This is a genomic window from Paenibacillus cymbidii (assembly GCF_004764705.1).
GTDB classification, from domain to species: Bacteria; Bacillota; Bacilli; order Paenibacillales; family NBRC-103111; genus Paenibacillus_AN; species Paenibacillus_AN cymbidii.
This window is the reverse complement of record NZ_SHLX01000014.1, coordinates 140,821-161,053: the sequence shown is the minus strand read 5'-3', so window position 1 is coordinate 161,053 and position 20,233 is coordinate 140,821. Positions and strand designations below refer to the sequence as shown.

General features: G+C 57.8%; 11 protein-coding genes. 2 read left to right on the top strand and 9 right to left on the bottom strand.

The annotated features are described in order from the left end of the window. The first annotated feature begins 265 nt into the window (after nucleotides 1-265). Both EXY20_RS19950 and EXY20_RS19945 read left to right on the top strand, forming a co-directional pair. Nucleotides 266-817 carry an RNA polymerase sigma factor gene (locus tag EXY20_RS19950; RefSeq protein ID WP_167859383.1) on the top strand — a complete coding sequence of 184 codons (552 nt, stop codon included), beginning with the start codon at nucleotides 266-268 and terminating at the stop codon, nucleotides 815-817. Continuing rightward, a complete protein-coding gene (locus EXY20_RS19945) occupies nucleotides 789-1,598 on the top strand; it encodes a hypothetical protein (RefSeq protein WP_135553860.1) in 810 nt (269 codons plus the stop codon). The genes EXY20_RS19950 and EXY20_RS19945 overlap by 29 nt, the downstream gene beginning before the upstream one ends. 720 nt (nucleotides 1,599-2,318) lie before the next feature. On the opposite strand, the gene EXY20_RS19940 is transcribed toward EXY20_RS19945, so the two are convergent. From EXY20_RS19940 to EXY20_RS19900, 9 genes are all read right to left on the bottom strand, one after another. After that, nucleotides 2,319-3,155, bottom strand: a complete 837-nt coding sequence (locus EXY20_RS19940; protein ID WP_135553859.1) for a carbohydrate ABC transporter permease — start codon at nucleotides 3,153-3,155, stop codon at nucleotides 2,319-2,321. 29 nt (nucleotides 3,156-3,184) lie between these two features. After that, on the bottom strand, nucleotides 3,185-4,132 hold the full coding sequence (locus EXY20_RS19935) for a carbohydrate ABC transporter permease (RefSeq protein ID WP_135553858.1): 948 nt from the start codon (nucleotides 4,130-4,132) through the stop codon (nucleotides 3,185-3,187). A 66-nt stretch (nucleotides 4,133-4,198) separates the two neighbouring features. Further along, nucleotides 4,199-5,662, bottom strand: a complete 1,464-nt coding sequence (locus EXY20_RS19930) for a type 2 periplasmic-binding domain-containing protein (protein ID WP_135553857.1) — start codon at nucleotides 5,660-5,662, stop codon at nucleotides 4,199-4,201. A gap of 30 nt (nucleotides 5,663-5,692) precedes the next feature. Further along, nucleotides 5,693-7,279, bottom strand: a complete 1,587-nt coding sequence (locus tag EXY20_RS19925; protein WP_135553856.1) for a type 2 periplasmic-binding domain-containing protein — start codon at nucleotides 7,277-7,279, stop codon at nucleotides 5,693-5,695. A 161-nt stretch (nucleotides 7,280-7,440) separates the two neighbouring features. Then, complete coding sequence (locus tag EXY20_RS19920) at nucleotides 7,441-9,576, bottom strand: AraC family transcriptional regulator (RefSeq protein ID WP_167859382.1); 2,136 nt, start codon at nucleotides 9,574-9,576, stop codon at nucleotides 7,441-7,443. Nucleotides 9,577-9,636: 60 nt separating this feature from the next. Further along, nucleotides 9,637-15,414: a carbohydrate binding domain-containing protein gene (locus EXY20_RS19915; protein WP_135553854.1), complete on the bottom strand. Its 5,778-nt coding sequence runs from the start codon at nucleotides 15,412-15,414 to the stop codon at nucleotides 9,637-9,639. A 446-nt stretch (nucleotides 15,415-15,860) separates the two neighbouring features. Then, nucleotides 15,861-17,438, bottom strand: a complete 1,578-nt coding sequence (locus EXY20_RS19910) for an extracellular solute-binding protein (RefSeq protein ID WP_135553853.1) — start codon at nucleotides 17,436-17,438, stop codon at nucleotides 15,861-15,863. An 80-nt stretch (nucleotides 17,439-17,518) separates the two neighbouring features. After that, entirely contained in the window at nucleotides 17,519-18,397 is an 879-nt protein-coding gene (locus EXY20_RS19905) for a carbohydrate ABC transporter permease (protein WP_135553852.1), read from the bottom strand. Nucleotides 18,398-18,409: 12 nt separating this feature from the next. After that, nucleotides 18,410-19,375: an ABC transporter permease gene (locus EXY20_RS19900; RefSeq protein WP_135553851.1), complete on the bottom strand. Its 966-nt coding sequence runs from the start codon at nucleotides 19,373-19,375 to the stop codon at nucleotides 18,410-18,412. Nucleotides 19,376-20,233 lie beyond the last annotated feature (858 nt).

Below are 20,233 nucleotides of genomic sequence, written 5' to 3'. Positions count from 1 at the left end.
AGCCTCCTTGAGTTGAATCGGAACATGAACTCGTTCAATATATTGAACTAAGTTTATAATTTAGCATGATTTTATTATAATTTCCCTTCCGATCTTCGTCAACATGCAAAAAATGTGGCAAAACCTGCCTGCCGATTTATAATTGTCATTCCGAATGTTGAACGATCCGTCATTTTGCGATAAGCTTGCAACAATTTGCCCGCCAAGCGGATATATAGAAGTGACGGCCGTCAGGAGGTGTTGCGCCACGCTGGATGAAACAACGTTGATTATTCGCTTGAAACAGCGGCAGCAAGCCGCGCTTGCGGAAGTTATCGACCGCTATGCGGCTTATGTCGGCACGATCGTGCGCAATGCGATCGGCGACTTCATGAAAGCGGAAGATGTGGAGGAAGTCGTCGCCGACGCTTTCGTTCTGCTCTGGCATCATGCGGAGCGGCTGCAGGAAAGCAGTCCGCTGAAGCCGTACCTCGCGGCGATTGCCCGCAACCAGGCGCGCAAAAAGCTGCGAGGCTACGATCCGCGGCTGAATCCGCTGGACGACGACACGCTCGTTGTCGAAGGAGCCGAGGACGCCCTTGCCCACGCGGAGCGCAAACAACTGCTCGAATGGGCGCTGTCGCAGATGGGCGAAGCGGACCGGGAAATTTTCATTCGCTACTATTATTATATGGAGAAAACGGCTGCGATCGCGGCCCGGCTCGGCATGAAGGAAGCAACGGTTCGAAGCCGGCTGTCCCGCGGGCGCGATAGGTTGCGGCAGCTATTGACGGAGAGAGGAGCACGGCATGAACATTCGCATTTCCGACCTGTTTGACGACAACGAAAACGAGGAAGCGAAGAAGTACGCGGAGAAATTGCAGGTGGATGAAACGAGCGTGGACAAGGAAAAGGTGAAGCGGCTTGTGTTTGCCCGCATCAGCGGCGAGCGGGAGCGGGAGCAGCCGCAGCCGGCGCGGCTCACGGCGCGCAAGCCGGCACGCGCCCTGTTGGTGGCGGCGGTTGTCGCTGCGCTGCTCGGCAGCGCGCTTGCAGCCAACGCGGCCTCCGGCGGCAAGCTGTTCGGCGCCGTTGTGCTTGACAAGAGCAACCGCGGTTTGGCGAAGGAGCCGGCTGTCGCCTCCATGAAGGAAGTGCCGCCAGGCGCCACGCTGCAGCCGGAGCCCAAACCGCGGCTGGAAAGCGGCATCATCCGCCCCGAGCTGCTGCAAGCGGTCAATGCCGCTTCGGTGACCGCGATTCCTGTTGCCGCCGGTTCCGCGAGCGCGTACAGCATCCCGGAACTATTGACCGGCAACGGGCACCTGGTTATTTTCACCAAACCGGACGGCACCGGCTGGCGTTTGCACCAAGGCGACAAGCTGACGATCCGCTACGAGCTCGATTTGCGAACGAACGCGCAATCGGACCCGAACGGCGAATACATGGAGGTTGGTTATGTTCGCAACGGCACGCCCGTCAAGCTCGACGTTCGCAAAGCGCCGTCGTTCGCCTACACCCTGACTGCTGACGAGGGCGGCGACTATTATTTCTACGCCGAGAACTATTCTGCCGGCACGATCATCGTGGCAAAGGGCACGATAGCGTCGTTGCCGTGAGGAAAAGGAAATAGTGTCGGGTGCTGAACATTCTGGATGATTTTTCGGCTATAATTGTTCGATTGGTGCGAATGCTCACCTGCGCCGAAATAAGGCTGATTTCAGCCTTACAGCGACGTTTTGGCGAGCAACGTGCGAAATAAGGCTGATTTCAGCCTTACAGCGGCGTTTCGGCAGGCGGCGGGCGAAATAAGGCTGATTTCAGCCTTACAGCGGCGTTTCGGCGGGCGGCGGGCGAAATAAGGCTGATTTCAGCCTAATATTAGTTCGGTGCAGCCATCACCGCTTAACCTGACAACATTGGCTCACACCCCCTCGCCTCCGTTTACCCCACTCCCCGATACTCGCTCCTGCCTGGCTTCACTCACCATTCCCCTATCTTTCAACTAACACCTTGCAAATAAGCCATGTTTTCTTGCCTATTCCGCCCAAAACGGGCACTTCAAGCGAAATAGCCAGCGATTTCACTGGCTATTTCGCTTAAAGTGCCTACTTGAAGGCGATCCGGAGGAAATAACCAGTGTTTTCACTGGCTATTTCCGTCGAGCCGGGCGATCTGGGGCAAATAGGCCATTTTTTATTGCCTATATTGGTTGCCGGGCACTACATCGGGCCACTTCAGGGGGCAGCCCGCCAGGATCGCTTCTTGCAGTACGAAAATAGCCAGTGTCTCCACTGGCTAATTCGTTGTTGCGCCATTTTTGACGCATCGGCCGGGGTTCACCCTTTAACCGCGCCGAGCGTTGCGCCTTCGATGATCCAGCGCTTGAAGAACACGAACATGAGCACCGACGGCACCATCGCCATCATCACGCCGGCGAACAGCGTGACCCAGTCGGATGTGTACTGCATCATCTGATTGGCGCTGTACATGCTGACGCCGATCGTATACTTCTTCTGATCGCTCAAATAAATGAACGGCGACAGGAAGTTATTGTACAGCGCGAGAAATTTGAAAATCGCCACCGTCACAATGCCCGGCATCGACAGCGGCACGATGATCCGCCGAAACACCTGGAACAAGGTGGCGCCGTCGATATAAGCGCTCTCCTCCAGCTCCTTGGGCAGCGCCTGCATGAAGCCTCCCAGCAGCATGAGGAAAAACACGTTCTCCCCGAAGCTGTCGAGAATAATCAGCCCGGTCAGGCTGTTGGTCAAATGCAGCTCGCGCATGACGACGTACTGGGGGATAAGCGCGTTGATGCCCGGCAGGAACAACGACAGCATAATAACGCCCCAGAGCAGCCGGCGCCCGCGGAATTCCATCCGGGTGAGCGCATAAGCGTTGATGGTCGTGATGAACGTGCCGACGAGCAGCGTGACGCCGACGTAATACAGCGTGTTCACCATCGCGTCGCCGATGCCGTATTTGCTCCACGCTTTCCCGTAATTCGCCCACTGCAGCTGCCCGGGCAGCGACCACACGTCCTGAAAAAACTCGCGGTTCGTTTTTAACGATTCGTACAGCACCCAAACGAGCGGAAACAGGATCGTCAGCGACCAGACAATCAGCACGAGCCACCAGAACCAGTCGATTAAAGAACGTCTTTCCTTCATAGCCGTCTCTGCCCTTTCCAACTGCCAAGTTAGTATTCGACGGACCGGTTCGGCATCGTTTTGTCCATGACGAGCTTGGCAAGCACCAGAATGACGAACAGCAGCATGCCGATCGCGGACGCGTAGCCGTAATTGTGGTAGTCGTTTCCGAAGGCAAGGCTGAACATGTACAGCCCGATCACTTCCGTCGAACCGGCCGGCCCGCCATTGGTCAGGATCAGCACGTGCTCGAACCCTTTCAACGTCCCCAGCACGAGGAACAACACGCCGACGCGAACGATCGGCAGAATCAGCGGCAGCGTAATCCGCACGAATCGCGTGGCGTGACCCGCACCGTCAATGATCGCCGATTCGTAGAACGATCGTGGAATCGTCGTCATGGCATTAACGAAAATAATCACGTACAAGCCAACCCCGCCCCACACGTAAGGAGGGATAACCGCCCACAGCGCGGTGTTCGTTTCGCCGAGCCAATAAAAGCCGCCCGTATCGATGCCGATCATGCGCAAGATTGCGTTCAGAATGCCGAAGCTGCCGTCGTAAATAAAGGCCCACAACAGCGCGATAACGACGGTGGAAAGCACGTTCGGGAAAAAGAACAGCACCTTGAAAAACGACGTGCCGCGATACGTTTTATTGGTCAGCAAATAAGCGAGCAGCAGCGAAATCGCCACAACAAAAAACGGCACCGTCGCCATATAGATCAGGTTGTGCAGCAGTGCGTTCCATACGTTGCGGTCATGCACCATCGTCACGAAGTTGTCGAAACCGACGTATACCGGCTTCGTCATGCCGTCCCAGTTCAGAAACGCATAATACACCGACAACAGATTCGGATACAGCGTAAACAGCAGATAACCGCCAAAAGCGGGCGCAATCGCAACCAGCAAAAAAAGCCGCTTCTGGATGCGGGCCTTCTGCAGCCTGCCTTGGCGCACGGGGTAATGGTCGGTTGAAGCTGCCTTCGGCGAATGCATGGCCGGCCCTCCTTTCTTCGGGCGGAAGCGGAGGAGAATCGACTCCCCCGCCCCTGTTCCCCGCTCCTACTTGGCCTGCGCCTCGACCGCTTTCTTCATCAGCGCTTCCGCTTCCTCCAGCTTCGGCAGCGGATCCTGTTTGCCGGAAGTGATTTCGGTCGTTGCGTCGGTAATGACTTTTTTCGCTTGCGCAAAAGACGGGTCCGTCAAGGTGACAAGGCGGTACTGGCTTTCCATATGCACCTTGTTCGTTTTCGTGTATTCGAGCAGCGCTTTCGGCGCGTCCTGCAGCTTGCTTGCCCGGGCGCTGTCTTCCATGTAGTCCTTGCGCACCGGAAGCTGGCCGCCCTGATCGGCGACGCGCTGCTGGACGTCAAGATTCCACAGCCAGGCGCTGAACTCCTTGGCCCACTTCTTGTTCAGATCCGGCTTGGCCGCCCAGATGTAGAAGCCTTCGCTCAGGTTGTTCTGCACCCAGATCGTCTGGTCCGGGCTGTTGCCCATCGGCACGGCCATGAAGCCCCATTTGAAATCGGCCGGCGTCGAATCCTTCATTTCGTTCTGCACCCACACGCCCGTCGACACCATCGCCGCCTGGTGCTGGATCACCTGCATTTGCGATTGCGTATGAGTCAGTGCGGCTACGCCCTGAGGGAAGAAGCCTTTTTTGGCCAGATCGGCGATCCGCTTCCACAGCTCGATCCGCTCCGGCGACAAGTATTCGGGCAGCTTGAAGTTGCGGTAGTTGTCTTCGAATTTCGCCAGGTTGCCGCTTTGTTCCGCCAGCTCGAACAGCTTGTAATCGCCGAAGCCGGACGAGATGTAGCCGGGGTATTTGCCGGGATACGTAATCGGGATGATGCCTTTTGCCTTGATCGCTTCGCCCAGCTGGACGAATTCGTTCCACGTTTTCGGGTTCTGGTTCCAGCCGTTTTGCTGAAAGAGGTTTTTGTCGAAAAAGAGGCCGCTTCCCGATGCCACGATCGGCAAGGCGTACGTTTTGCCGCTCACGCGCGGAGCGGAAGCGAATTGCCCTTCCAGCGACAGCTCCTTCAACGTTTTGTCGCTGTCGAACGCTTTATGGTTCCATACGTCTTCCTGCGGCTCCACCTTGCCAGCCTTCGACAGCGAAATGATATCGACGCTGTTCGTGGAGAAGATGTCGAACATGTCGTCGTCGTTGCCTGCCGATATTTTCGTCGTAATCAGCTTGGCCATTTCCGGCGAGTACGTAACATCGAAGCTGACGTTCGGAAACTTCTTCTTGAACGTGTCGATCGCATAGTCGATGTACGCCCGGCCCATGCCGCCTTCGAAGAAGCCGACCTTGAGCGTCACCTTCTGATCGTTCGGCAATCCGTTCTCCGGATAACCTTTCGGCGCAGCCGATGCCGTGGGGGCGGCGCTTCCCGTCGCCGTGGGCGAAGGAGAAGCGTTGCCGCTTCCCTGCTTGCTGCTGCAAGCGGCAAGCGACAACGACAGGATAAGAAAAAGCAGCCAAACGGTAACCGCACTCGATTTCCTTTTCAAAACGACCCCTCCTTAAATTGGCTTACCTGGTTATTTGAGGTTCTTTCGTTCGGCATAAAGCTTGTTGGCTTCGTCCGTCGCCGCGAGCAGCCCGGCCTTGTTCAGCAGTGCGACAAAATCGTCGAACCCTTTGGCCGGATCGATGGCGCCGGTAACGAATTTGAGCTCGTATTCCTTGATGAGTTTGGTAATCGCGTCGCTATTGGCCGCCCAACTGGGGAGATACGCCTGCGGCAGCGCGTCGATCAGCCGGATCACGTCGTTCCGTACAATGCCGGCCCGAAAGTCGAGCTGGCTCTTCGGCCGATCCACCGTTGGAAACGTATTCAATTTGAACAACCCGTAATAATAGCCAATGCCGGCAATCGCTCCCGCTTTTTGCTCGTCCGTATACGCCGGCTTCAGCACGGCGGCGCCGTCTATTTCGTCGTAATGAACGCCTTTCTCGCCGTACACGGCGGCACGATACACCTCGGGGTCCATCGCCAACGCGTCCATGATGCGATAAATCGTTTCCCGCTTCTTTACGTCCTTGTGGGCGTCGGCGCTCATGATATAGGGCACCTGGCCGAGCCCTTGCGCACCGGCGTACCGTTTGCCGCCCGGACCTTGCAGCGGCTGTCCGACAACGAACGTCATGCCCGCATTCAGCGCGTCCGCGCCCAGCGTCCCGCTGGGGTCGAGATGATACCAGAGCGCCTGATCGGACATGCCGACTTTGCCGCCGACGAACTTGACCCGGTACTGGTTCCAGTCCATGGTGATGAACTCCGGATCGATCAGCTCCGCCTTGTACCACTTGTTCAGCGTGATGAACGCTTGTTTCGCGCCTTCCAGTGTAATCCCGAACTGCAGCTTGCCGTTCGTTTCCATCCAGGCGTTCGGGTTGATGCCGTACGCGCCGAACACGGTGTTGAAAATCTGGTTGGAACCGAGCGTATCCTTGCCGCGAGCCGAAAAGCCGTACGTATCTTTCTTGCCGTTGCCGTCCGGGTCGTTCTCGCGAAACTTCGTCAGCACGTCCTCCAGCCCGGCAAGCGTCCGCGGCGGCTCGCTGTAGCCGATCGCCCGCAGCCAGGCCGCATTGTAGGCCGGGACAAAATAGGCGTCCCCTTCGGCATACGTTTTCGGGATGCCGTAGTTTTTGCCGTCGATCATCCCGATGTTCCAAAGCGATGGGTCCATGTCGTCGATAAATTTGGCGTACCTTGGCATATAGTGGCGGATTTCTTCCAAGGGGAGCTCCGCCGCAATTCCCTGCTGCACCATGTTGGCATAAGCGTTGATATCGACGTACGGGGGAATGATGTCGGGAATGTCGCCCATGGCCAGCTTCACGTTCAGCTGCTGGGCCGACGCCGTTCGGTCCAGCCTCATGTTTTTGATGGCGACGTGGAATTTCTTTTCCAGGTATTGCTGCACATACGAATTGTCGCTGTCCGGGGGATAGAAGCCGATCCACTTGATTTCAACCGGCTCCTCCGCTGCCTCGGCCGAAACGCCGGACGTCGCCGCGTTCGCCTCCTTCGCGCCGTTCGTCTTGCCGGAACAAGCCGAAAGCGACCAAGCGGCGATCAGCGCCGCCGTCATCACCGTCAACCCCTTGCGGACGTTCATGATAACCTCCCGTTCGATTGGAAACGTACGACACGAATGCCGCTTTCCGGCGCGTCCGCCAGCTCTGTGTCAGGGCCTACTATAACGTAACGCCCGTGCGATTGACTATTTCAAATACCTCGAAAATGCTTCGAAAAGCCACAATTGGCGGAAAAAAACGATCATTCCCCCGCCGCGGACGATTCCGCGGGAATGTACTTTCCTCCGCCGGCCGCTTGCCGGTACTGGATCGGCGTAATGCCGTACTTCGCCTTGAATTTGGTGCAGAAATACGGGACGTTGCGGTACCCCGACTGCGCCGCGATATCCGCCACCGTCGCTCTCGTCTCCTGGAGCAGCTGCGCCGCTTTTTCCAGCCGTACCTTGTTGATGTAGTCGACCACGGATGTGTGCAGCACTTCCCTGAACAGCAAGGACACATAATTGGGCGTAAGCCCCGCCTTGGCCGCCAGCGAATCCAGCGACAGGTCCTCCTCCATATGGCTGTCCACATAAGCTTTCAACTCATGGATCATCCGCGTATGCCCGTTGGTAGCCCGCTGTGCGAACAAGGTGGCTACCGGCAGGCAAATTTCCTTCATCCGCTGCACGGTTTCGGCGAAGGTGGGTTTCTTGACGTCCGCGAACAACGCGGAGCTCGGAAACTCGGCTTGCAGACCGTGGTCGATAATAAACCCGGACAACGACATGACGAATTGCATGATGTTGACTTCGAACGATTCCAGCGACATGTCGGCGACGGCCAGCTCCTCGGCAAATTTGTCGATCATCGGCAGGGCGGCCCGCCAATCGCCGGCGAGCAGCGCGTTCGAGAACGGCTCGAACGGGAACGGCACATGCTGCGGCCTGCGCTCCTTTACATCGTCGTATGCGACGACGGCGGGGCAGCCGAAGATGAAGCTGTACTTGCTGGCATATGCGGCGTTCACCCACGACCGGTGCACCTCTTCCGGGGTTTGCGCCGCGTGCCCGATGCCAACGACGATTTGCCGGTCGCCGGCCGTTTCGAACAACCAGCGCTCCATTTCTTTCCTGACGGCCCGCACCGGCTCCTCCTCCGCGCTGTCGCGGTAGAACAAAATCGCCGTGGATTGCGCGTTGACGCTTACGGTATCGCAACCCGCCGCGCGGGACGGTCCGGCGAATTCGTTCGTGAACCGTTCCCGGACGCCCGCGGCGCCTTTTACATAAACGGCTACGTATTGGCACTGCGTCGGCAAGCTTGTAATGTCGTCGATATCGCCGACGTTCCCGTTGAGCAGATGCACCACGTTGCTGCTGCGGGTTTGTTCGCCCATGCGCAGCACCAGCCGCTTCAGCGGCAAAGAAAACCGGTTCGAGATGAACAACGACGACAACAGGCCGGCAACAAGCACGATCAGGCAGCCGCGCAGAATGTCGTTCTTGAATTGATCCGTCGTCAGCAGGAACGAATTCACCGGCTTGACGAGCACGTAGCTCCATTCGTTGCGTGAATCGCGATTGGGCAAATAGGCGACGATGCTGCCTTCCTTCGTGTCCTTGGTCACGAACGGCTCGGAGCGGTTTTCGCGGACGATGTCCTGCACCAGTCGTTGCGAGCTGTCGCTGCCGGGCTGATTCTGGAAGACGAGCCTGCCGTCTTTGTCGAAAATGAGCAGCCTTTCCTGGGACGAGCTGGTCATCTGGCGGATCATTTTGTTCATATAGTCAAGATCCATATCCAGATACAAATACCCGAGGGCGTATTTATTGATCGATTTGTAGGGAAGCGAATACACATAAGTCAGCACTTCTTTGCCCGTAGAGCCTTTGGTCCGTTTCGTCCAGCGATTGGGCGCCGTTTCGTCCAGCGTGCGGATAAAATCGTAATCCGGCGAGTTGGCGGGGGTGTGATAATAATATTGCTCGTCGATCACGTAATTCGCTTTTTTCAGCAGCACGGTAATGCCGGACATGCCGTCGTTCGCGGAAGCGATCGCACCCATGTCATATATGAAACGCGTAATGCGGTAGGCGTCTTTTTCCGTATCGTGTTCAAGCAGGTATTGCAGTTCATCGAGACTGTCCCGGTTGACGGTCGTCATCACCTTGCTCATGAACGTATCTTCGTATCGCTGCAGAAACGTATTTTCCACGTAATCCTTGATATTGTTCAAATTGTGCTGGCTGTCCTTGAACATTTCGTCGATCATGACCCGATTCGCGCGGTTGAACAAATAGCCGCCTGCAGCGCCGATCAGCAGGACGGCCAACATGCCGTATGAAAGCGCCAAACGAATAAAGTAACGGTTTCTCCACTCCCGGGCGATGATCATGCCGCTTCCTCCTCGGGTGAGATGAGGGGACATGAACCGTCCATGTCCCCTTCTGTTTCTTTATGGTGCAAAATCGGGCGTCGTCGCCAAATGCCACGTATCCCCGCCGTCGTCGGACGTCAGAATCGTCATTTCCGTCGCGGGAATGCTCGCCATCGTGCCGTAAGAGCCGCGCGGCGTTTTGTAGGAGCCGACCGGTCCGGCCACGTTGCGCGGATTCATCAGCTTCTCCCGATCCGGCCAAATGTACGTATAGGCGTCATACTCGTCCTTGTAAATTTGCACCGAACGCGATTGGCCGTAATACGATACGAACAATTTGCCCGTTGTCGGATCGATGGACATCCGCTGGTTCGCCACCTCGTAATACGGCTTGAACCGTTTCACGAGATTGACCGGCCCTTCCCAAGGCTGGCCCGCTTTCTTGCGGAAATACGACTGGTCGAACCGATAGCCGCGCGCCGAATCGCGGGTAACGACATGAATCGTATCGTCCGCGTCCATCGTAATCGCCGCGTAGGAGTTGGCCAACCCGACCAGCTCCGGCACCGACCACGAGGAAATATCGTAGGCGCTGTTCGTTACCGTGTGGGTGAGCGGATTGTGATGGCCGTTGATGAAAGCGTGAAGATGTCCGGTACTGTCGATTTCGATCGCCGGCCAGTCATGGTCGTCGTACGGAACGCTGCCGGCATACCCGATGAAGACGGGAGCGGACACTTGCCCCGTGTTGATGTCGTAGCTGACGACGAACGCGGGAGAGCCGTTTTTGCTCTCGTACGTACGGCCGTTGTACGTCCACGACATCGTATTCGCCGGATGGTTCGCCGGGATCGCCGGACTGCGTTCGATTTCATTTACGCTGTAAGCCAGGTATACCTTGTCTCCTGCCGTTACCGCAATATTGGCGTCGCCGGAATGGTAAACCGTCGTCTGCAGGCAGCTGTCGCAAAACTTCGTGCGCGGCGGAATGACCAGCGTGCCGTCCGGCTGCTTCTGCGGGATGAGGAGGTAGCCGCTTTTGTTCTGTCTGGCGTGATACCAATAATCGTGCAGCGTGATGACGGGCGGCCGATTCAGCGCATCGGCGTTGTTCGAGTCGATGTTCTCGAATTTGGAGAACGGATTCGGCAGCGCGTACGCGGTCCATGTTTTCATCTTGTCGTGCGAATACAGCAGCACCCCGACGATGTCTCCGGTAGTGCCGTTCGCTCTCACTTCCAGCAGCGTGGACAAGATATACGCGTCGCCGTCGTTGTCGAAGCGGATTTTGACATCGTTGTAGAAGCCGTCGTCGCGATGCCAGTAACCGTACCAGCCAAGCGTGTCGGTGACGTACTTGCGATAGACCGGCTCGATGTCATGGTAGAGCCAGCGGTCCGCCCCGGCATGATACGTTTCGATGATCGAATCGCTGTATTTCAGGTACTTGTTGCCGTACACGTCAACCGATACCGGCGCCACCTGGAATTGCGGGTTGTAGCCGTACAGCGCGCGTTCGTTTTTCCAATACGACTGGTATTCGACCGTGCCTCCGGCCGGCGCGGCGTGCAGCTCCGCGAAGCCGTGATTGAGCGCGCCCGGGTCGAACGGCATGACGTCGTGCGACGTGGCGATCGCCGGCTGCGCATCGACGAACTGGTTCAGCGCATAGTCGCCGTCCGTTCCCGCGATGCCGTACTTCGCCAGAATCGCGTTATTTTCCGCCCGGATTTCCAGCTGTCTGGCGGATGCTGCCGTGTCGTACTCGATCTTGTTGTTCACGTACAGCAGGTAGTCCTCCAGCGACACCGCCTTGAAGCCGGCCGGATATTTCGTCATGTAGTTGACCGGCTGCGGCGAAGAAGCGGCAAGCCCGGCCAGCAGCGTGTCCAGCGTCGTCGCCGTTTCGCTGCGCAGATGAATCGCGTCGAGATGAACGACCGTGTCGGGACTCGGCTGCTTGTTTAACGCTTTGGTTGCAAAAGCGAGCTCGCTAACGTCGTTCCAGCCGGCAGGATCGCCGTACGGCGTAAAGGCGGCGAACGGAATGTCGAACGTTTTCCAGCCGGTGAAATCGATCGTGAACGGGAAGTAGTAGAACTCCTCCCAATACGTAGCCGCATTGTCGGAGAAGGCAAGCAGATGGATCGTTTCCCCGGTGGCGACCTCCGAATAAACCGCAAACGAAATCGTGTTGTACGTCGACCAGTCGTGTTCGATCGAACGCGTCGAAATGGTCGGATAATACGGATGATTGCTCCATTTGCCGGAAAGCGCCCCTTCCGCTACATGCTCGTTCGTTTCCACTACGCCGGCGGACAATGCTGCCAGCGAGGTGGTGCGGGATTCCCACAAGTCGGATTCCACGAGATTCGGATTGTCTTCGAGGATATACGCCTCGCTGCGCCATGCCCCGTCCGCCTCGAAGCCCATCGCGTCCGCTGCGGTGAAGTGCGGCGGCGCAACAAACGCCGGATCCGACTCCCACGGCGTAAACTGGCCGATGCTGACATCGTCGAAGAAAACGTTGGCGGTCGAACCGTCCGGCCAAAAGTCGCCCATAGCCAGTCGGGTGAACGCCGTTATCGCCGTTGTCGTCGCCACCTGATGGCCGTCAATGGACAGGGTGACGCCGGTACCGCTGCGATAATCGAACGTCAGGCTGTGCCAGCCGGCCGTACGATCAAGCGTCGTTGCGGTCGTGGTCGCACCGATCCGGTACACGTATTTCGCCGCATTGACCGGCGTGCTTACCCCAAGCCCGACAATGGTAGCGCCGTCGGCGAACGCCATCGCCTGCAGCGTCGGCGCGGCCGTGTCGTAGAACCAGAACGTCGCCGCGCCGTTCGTGCCGGCGACGGTGCGGGTAATCGCGTCGACATCTTCGTTCACCGCGTAGGCGTTATTGCCCGCGTGCTTCTGCGACGAGCTTGCCGAAGGCGTGCCGTACGCTGCCGTCCAGTTGGCAAAGCCGGCTTCGAAGCCGTCGTCGAAGCTGTGAATGACCGGAAGCTGGTCCTGCACCGTCACATCGTCGAAGTACATGCCGTTCGAAGTGACGCCGAGTCCGTAATCGCCAAGCCCGATCCGCGTAAACGATGCCGACGTTGTCGTCGTCGTTACGGTGCGGCCGTCGATATACAGCGTTACGTCGCGGCCGGAGCGGTAATCGAAGACGAAGCTGTGCCAGCCCGGCGTTCGCGGCACCGAAGAAACGCTCTGCGTGCTGCCGATCCGGTAAATATAGTGGGTCGCGCTTGTGGCGCTGACCGCGCCCAGCGCAACCAGCGACGAGCCGTTGTCGACGAAGGCGTACGACTGCACGGCCGAATTGTTGGCCGTATCGTAGAACCAGACGACGGCCACCTTGTTGGCGGAGATGCCCATGTTGTGCTGGATCATCACGACGTCCTGATCGAGCGCGAAGCTCTTCTGCCCGTCATGCGCCTGCGCCGTGCCGAGCGTCGGCGTCCCGGATTGCACGATCCAGTTCGTCAGCCCCGATTCGAAGCTTTCGCGGAACAGCGGCTGTCCGGGCGGAGCAGGAACGGTGTCCTGCACGGCGACATCGTCGAATTCGATATAGCCGGTTACCCCGTCGCTCCAGAAATCGCCGAACGCGATGCGGTTGAACACGGTTTCCGAAGACGAAGCGGCGACTTGTTTGCCGTCGATGTACAGCGTAACGCCGGTTCCGGACGTATAATCGAAGGCGAGGCTGTGCCACCCCGTCTTGCGTGGTACGGAGGAAGCGACGGTTGTGCCGCCGATATGGTACACATAGTTGGCGGCGCTGACGCCCGTATCGACGCCGAGACCGATCGCCGTGACGCCGCGATCGACGAGCGCTTCCGCATGCAGCGCATCCTTCTCGGCATCGTCGTACATCCAGACGACGGCGACTTTGTTCACTTTGTAGCCCATGTTATGCTGCACGGCATCCGTATCTTCGTTCAGCACATAGCTGAAGTTGCCGTTATGGGCGCGCATGGTCGTCGTGTCCGCATGACCGGCTGCAGAGGCCCAGTAGGCGAGCCCGCCGTCGAAGCCGTCGACGAACGGCGCGATTGCCGTATCCCAGGGCAGGCCGTCCTTGACGCTGACGTCGTCGAAATAGACGTTGCTGGTCGTGCCCGACCAATAATCGCCCAGCGCGATGCGATTGAATGCATTGACCGAAGCGGTGGTGCCGACTTGCTCCCCGTCGATGTACAGCACGACGCCGCCCGTCGACCGGTAGTCGAACACGAGCTGGTGCCAGCCGGAGCTGCGCTTGACGGAGGTCGTTGCCGCGGTTGCGCCGATGGCGGAAACATAATACGTTCCGCTGACTGACGTATTGACGCCAAGCCCCACAGCAGCGGACGAATTGTCGACGTAGGCATATGCCGTCGAATTGGCGTTGGCCGCATCGTCAAACAACCAGACGGAGACGACCTTGCGCAAGCTCGATCCCATGTTGTGCTGGATGGCCACCTGGTTCTGGTTCAGAACGAAGCTGTTGCGGCCGTCGTGCGACCGATCCGCGCTGGCGGCGGGAGTTCCCAACTGGGTCGTCCAGGCGGTGAAGCCGTTGTCGAAGCCGTCCATGAATGTGATGCCGGCAGGGGCGGTCGGCGTTTCCCACGGCAAATAGTCCTGTACGGCGACGTCGTCGAAATAGGCGCCGCTCGTGTTCCCGTCCGGCCAGAAATCGCCTAGCGAAATCCGGCTCACGGCAACCTCGGCCGTCGAGGCGGCAATTTGGGTGCCGTCGATATACAAGGTCACGCCGGTTCCCGACCGATAATCGAACGAGAGGCTGTGCCAGCCGGTGCTCCGCGATACGGCGGAAACCGATTCGTCGGTGCCGATCCGGTAAACGTATTTCGTGACGCTTGCGGCACTGTGAACGCCGATGCCGATGAGCGCGAGCGCCGAGCTGTACGCGTCGGCATAAGCCATCACTTGCGTCGACGGTTTCGACGTATCGTCGTAGAACCAGGCGACGACGACTTTATTCGTTTTGGCAATATCGTAGCGAATGGCGCTCTGGTCTTGCGCGACGGCATAACTGGAGGCGCCGCCGTGTTTTTGAGCCGTGCTCGTTGCGGGAGCGCCGTACAAGACGGACCAGCGTCCGAGGCCGTTCTCGAAGTCGTCCCTGATGGTGATGCCGCCCGGCTGGCTCGCCTGCAGCAGCGGAGCCAGCGGCGTCGGATGGTCGACTGTCTCCGGATCCCACGGCAGGCGCTTCTGCACGAAAACATCGTCATAGTACACAGTTCCCGTTTTCCCGTCGGCCCAGAAATCGCCCAGCCCGATCCGGTTGAACGACGTTTCCGCCGTCGTTTCGGCGATCTTCTCGCCGTCCACGTACAGCACCGCCTTGCTGCCGGAGCGGTAATCGTACGACAGGCTGTGCCAGCCGGTCGTTCTCGCGGCGGTCGACACGTACGTGTTGGCGCCGATCCGGTACACGTAGTTCGTCACGCTGACCGTCGTATTGACCCCGATGCCGACGACCGATACATTGCGGTCGGCAAACGCCATCACCGCCATGTCCGAATCGCTCGCGTCGTCGTAAAACCAAACCGCGGCCACTTGATTCGAATTGCTGCCGAGGCTGTATTGAATCGCTTGCTGATTCTGACTGACGGCGAAGCTGTTGCGTCCGTTGTGGGCGCGCACCTTGCTCGTCGCCGGCGTTCCGGCAAGTGTCGTCCAATTCGAGAACCCGTTCTCGAATCCGTCTTGAAACAGTACCGCCGTATCCGAATTATCCGCACTTGCCGGCGTAATCAAAGAAACATTGATAACCCCCGCAAACAAGATGCAAACCAGAAGCCCGGCCAGCTTGCTTTTCCATCGTTTCATCGTCGCGAATTCGTCCTCCTTTAACGCTGATTGTTCGACATTCTCCGCTGCTGCTCGTGCTGTCGACGCAGACGGGACGTCCGTCCCCTTGATGCGCTCCCTCCTTTCGCCCGGATTGGCTTTACTATACCTCTTCCTCCGAACGATTGACTATTTCAATAACCACGAAAACGTTTCGAAATGCACGAAACACGGCGATGTTTCGCCGATGACGAGAGTGGCGGCACCTTGATTGCAAGCGTTTACATCCTTGTGGCAATCGTTGCCGGCTTTAACTGCACCTGCGGCGGATTACATGTAATTTTTATTTATTCTATATAATCATACACTATAAAGAATCCGGTCCGGTTCGTCAATTCTTCCGGTCCCTCCGCGCTGTTTCGCCAAAATAAGCCAAAAAAACGCAGCCTCTCCAAAAGGAGCAGGCTGCGCCATGTGTGCTGCCGTTATTTTTTCACCGTCTTGTACCAATCGTTGACTTCCTTGACGCTGGCGTCGCCGCCCGACGACTTGTACTTCGCCGCAAACGCGTCGTAGTTCGCAAGCGGGTCCGCGCCGACGATGAATTTCACCGTTTGTTCGTTGACCAGCGTATTCAGCGACAGGTTGTTCTTCGAATAGTCGGCCAGGTACGGGCTCAGGCCGAGCGGATCGATTTTGCGCGTGTCGGCCGGCTGCTTCACGTTCAAATATTCCCAAGCCTCGAACAAACGCGGATCCTTGCGCACGCGCGCCTGCCAATACGTCGGGTAATTTTTCTCGTCGACGCCCATCAGGAAGTTGTTCGCGAAGTTGCGCTCATCCGTGAAGATCGGCAGAATCGGCGTATAGGCGCCGTCCTTGAACGTATAATGCTTGTTCTCTTCGCCGATCGCCATCAGCTTGAACGTGGCCGGATCGAGCTTGGCGTTCAGCCATTTGACCGCGTCCTCCGGGTGCTTCGACGCCTTCGGAATGAAGGTCAGGCGATCGAAGCCCGCCGTGGCGGAATAGCCGTATTTGCCGTTCGGCCCCTTCAGCGCGGGGATGTAAACGACCTTGGCGTCGGGAACGGCTTTCTTCAACGCGTCGGAAAGGGTCGGCACGTCGGCCCAGTTGATCGGCGCCATGCCGGCTTTGCCGCTCGAGAACTTCTCCTTCATGTTCGCGTCCTTGTTGATCGCCGCTTCCTTGTCCAGCAGGCCGTCCTTGAACAGGCCGGACAAGTAATTGACGTACTCCTTGTAGCCGGCGTCGAGCGCGCGCGGCACGAGACTGCCGTTTGCGTCGTTCCAGCCGTTCGCCAGCCCGAAGGCGCCGGCGATGCCTTCGATGAACGGCACTTCGCCTTTCATCGTCAGCGGCACGTTTTTGTCGCCGTTGCCGCCCGGATCTTTTTCCTTGAACGCCTTCAGGACTGTCGTCAGTTCGTCCGTCGTCGTCGGCGCCTTGAGCCCGAGCTTGTCGAGCCAGTCTTGCCGGATCATCAGACCGGAGCCGCTGAATTCGAGCGATTTGGTCGGAATGGCGTACAGCTTGCCGTCCACCTTGGCCGCGTCGAGCGAAGCTTGCGAAATGGCCGCTTTAATATTCGGGCCGTACTTGTCGACAAGCGGGCCGAGATCGACAAGCGCGCCGCGTTTCGCATAGTCGGAATAAAGCGCTTTCGCATCGCTGCTGCCCAGCGTCGTAATCGCGTCGTAAGCTTCCCCGGACGCAATCAGCAAATTCAGCTTGTCTTCCGGCTTGTCCGCCGGCAGCATGTCGTATTGCACCTTATAGCCGGTTTTCTCCTCGAGCACTTTGGCGACCGGATACGTGTTGTAGTCGGCGCTTTGCGATATTTGTAGCGAACGAAGCTGCGGCTTGGGCCCTTCGCTCGGTTTCGCCGACGGTGCGGCGGAAGCGGATGTCGCAGCGGAAGGCGACGCGCCGGGGGAATTGCCGGATGACGACTTGTCGGACGAGTTGCCGCAAGCTGCGGCGGAGACGGCCATCGCCGTAATCAGCGACCATGCTGCCGTGCGTTTGACGACTGGTTTCACAGAAAAACCCTCCTTGTTCTGATTCTTACTATATCATTAAGCGCCGGCGTTTGACTTGGCGCATTAATGGCAGCGGGCCATCAGCCCTTGACGGAACCGATCATGACGCCCTTGATAAAATACTTCTGCAAGTACGGATACACCAGCAGAATCGGAATCGTCGACGCGATAATCGTGGCGGCGCGAATGCCTTCGGTCGACACGTTCAAAATATCGTCGGCCGACCGGGTCGCCGTCGTCACCGGAGCGCTCGCTTCCATGACCATATCGCGCAGGTGAAGCTGCAGCGGCTTCAGGTTCGGGCTGTTCAAATACATCATCGGATGGAAAAAATCGTTCCAGTAATACACCGCGTAGAACAGCGCGATCGTCGCCAGCACCGGCATGCTGATCGGCAGAATGATGCGAAACAGCACCGTCAGGTTGCGCGCGCCGTCGATCCGGGCCGATTCCTCCAGCGCTTCCGGCACCGTTTCGAAATAGCTTTTGACGACGAGCAGGTTGAACACGCTAATCATCGCCGGCAGCACAAGCGACCAGAGGCTGTTGATCAGATGCAGCTGCTTCATCAGCAAATAATTCGGAATGATGCCGCCGTTGAACATCATCGTGAACACGAACAGCACCATGATGACGCCGATGCCGGGCAAGTGCCGCTTCGACAGCGGGTATGCGGTGAGCGACGTGATCAGGATCGACAACAACGTGCCCACGACCGTAACCAGGACGGAAATCAGAAAAGCATGCTGGAATTCATGGGAAGTGACGACGAACTTCATCGTCTCCAGTTGGAAGCCGATCGGGTAGATGCCGACTTTGCCGGAGACAACCGCCCATTCCGCGCTGACCGACTTCGACAAAACGTTGGCGAACGGCAGCAGCGTGATCAGCGCGGCAACCAGCAAGCTGCCGTAAATAACCAGGTCCAGGCTCCAATCGCCTCTCGTCCGTTTGCGCATCGTTGCTCCTCCTTACCAGATGCTGCGACGCAGCCATTTTTTGCTGACCAGATTGCCCGACATGATGAGCAGGAAGCCGACCACGGAGTTGAACAAGCCGACCGCCGTGCTGAAGCTGTAGTCCATTTTGCCGAGACCGACGCGGTAGACGTAAGTGCCGATGATGTCCCCGGTTTCGTAGACGACCGGATTGTACATCGTCAAAATTTGCTCCGTACCGGCCTCCAGCAAATTGCCGATCCGCAAAATGAACATCAGCACAATCGTCGGCGCGATTCCCGGCAGCGTAATGTGGAGCATCATCTTGATTCGCCCGGCGCCGTCGACGCGGGCCGCTTCGTACTGGTCCTGATCGATGCCGGCGATGGCGGCGATGAAGATGATCGCGTTCCAGCCGGCTTCCTTCCAGCCCGCCGTAAACACCAGCACGCTGCGAAACCAGTCGTTGTCGATCAGGAACGATACCGGTTTGCCGCCGAGCGCGACGACGAGTTGGTTGACGAGCCCGCCCGAGGGCGACAGGATGTTGACGAACAGCCCCGCAATAATGACCCAGGACAGAAAATGCGGGAGATACACGACCGTTTGCACCGTGCGTTTGAACGCCATGCTTGCCACTTCGTTCAGAAACAGGGCCAGTACGATCGGAACCGGGAACAGCAGCACGATTTTGTAAAAGCTGATGATGAGCGTGTTGCGGAACACCTGCATGAATTCCTCGGAATGGAACAGCTTCTGGAATTGATCCGAGCCGACCCATGCGCTGCCCCGGATGCCGTCGAATATGTTGAAGTCCTGAAAAGCGATGACGACCCCGTACATCGGGGTGTACTTGAACAGCAGCAGGAAAGCGAGCCCGGGCAGGAGCAGCACGTACATCTCGTAATTGTTGCGGAACAGCTTCCAGCGCCGTTTCCGCTCCGCCCGAGCTCGTGCCGGCGCGGCCGGTCGGTTCGGCTCTTCGGCAGCCAAACTCATGTTGTCGCGCTCCTTTCGGTTGTTGGTTACTGGTGTGGAGGTTCGGCGTGATAGTGCCATTATAACGGCGCCGCCGTCCGGGCTTGTAGAAGGCAAACCTTTAATTTCTGGTCGTATTCTTCAACAAACACGCCCCCCACGCACCACGCCGCAGAAATAGGCCATGAAAAATGGCTTATTCGCCCATTTTTCGGCGGTCCGCCGGAAATAACCAGTGAAAACGCTGGTTATTTGGGTCAACTTGCGCCAAAATCAGGCTCCGCGGCCAAATAGCCAGTGAAATCGCTGGCTATTTCGTTGGCAGTCCTTCTTTTTGGCGAAATAGCCAATAAAACATGGCTTATTCCAGCGTCACGTCGAATTGACCCGGCATCCGCCGCTAACATGGCTAAATATGGCGACAAACTGGTGCCTCTGCGGGGCAGATCGTAGCTTAACCGCAAAACACACTTAACCGCCGCCTAAAAACACGTTCGACGTCCGACGCTTCCCGAAGCGCCGCAGTAAGGCTGAAATCGGTCATATGTCGTCCGCTACTCACCAAAATGCTGCTGTAAGGCTGAAATCAGCCTTCGTTTGCCGACATGCCAAGCCATGCTAAAGTGGCTGTCTCAAGTACGTATTTGCTTGTTATCCCATTGACTCAGGCCGGCGCGGCGGCGAGCGCGCGTATACTCAGTAGCAGTTCGCGACTGTTGGTTATCCCATTGGCTCAGGCAGGTTCGGCAGTGAGTGTATGGGAAGAGGAGGGAGCGAGCCGGCGGTGGTCAATGGAAGGCTGTGTTTGCTGGTTATCCCCTTGGCTCAGGTTAACGTTTGGATGTATCAAGTTTGAAGGGGGGTACCTGAATGGTGTCA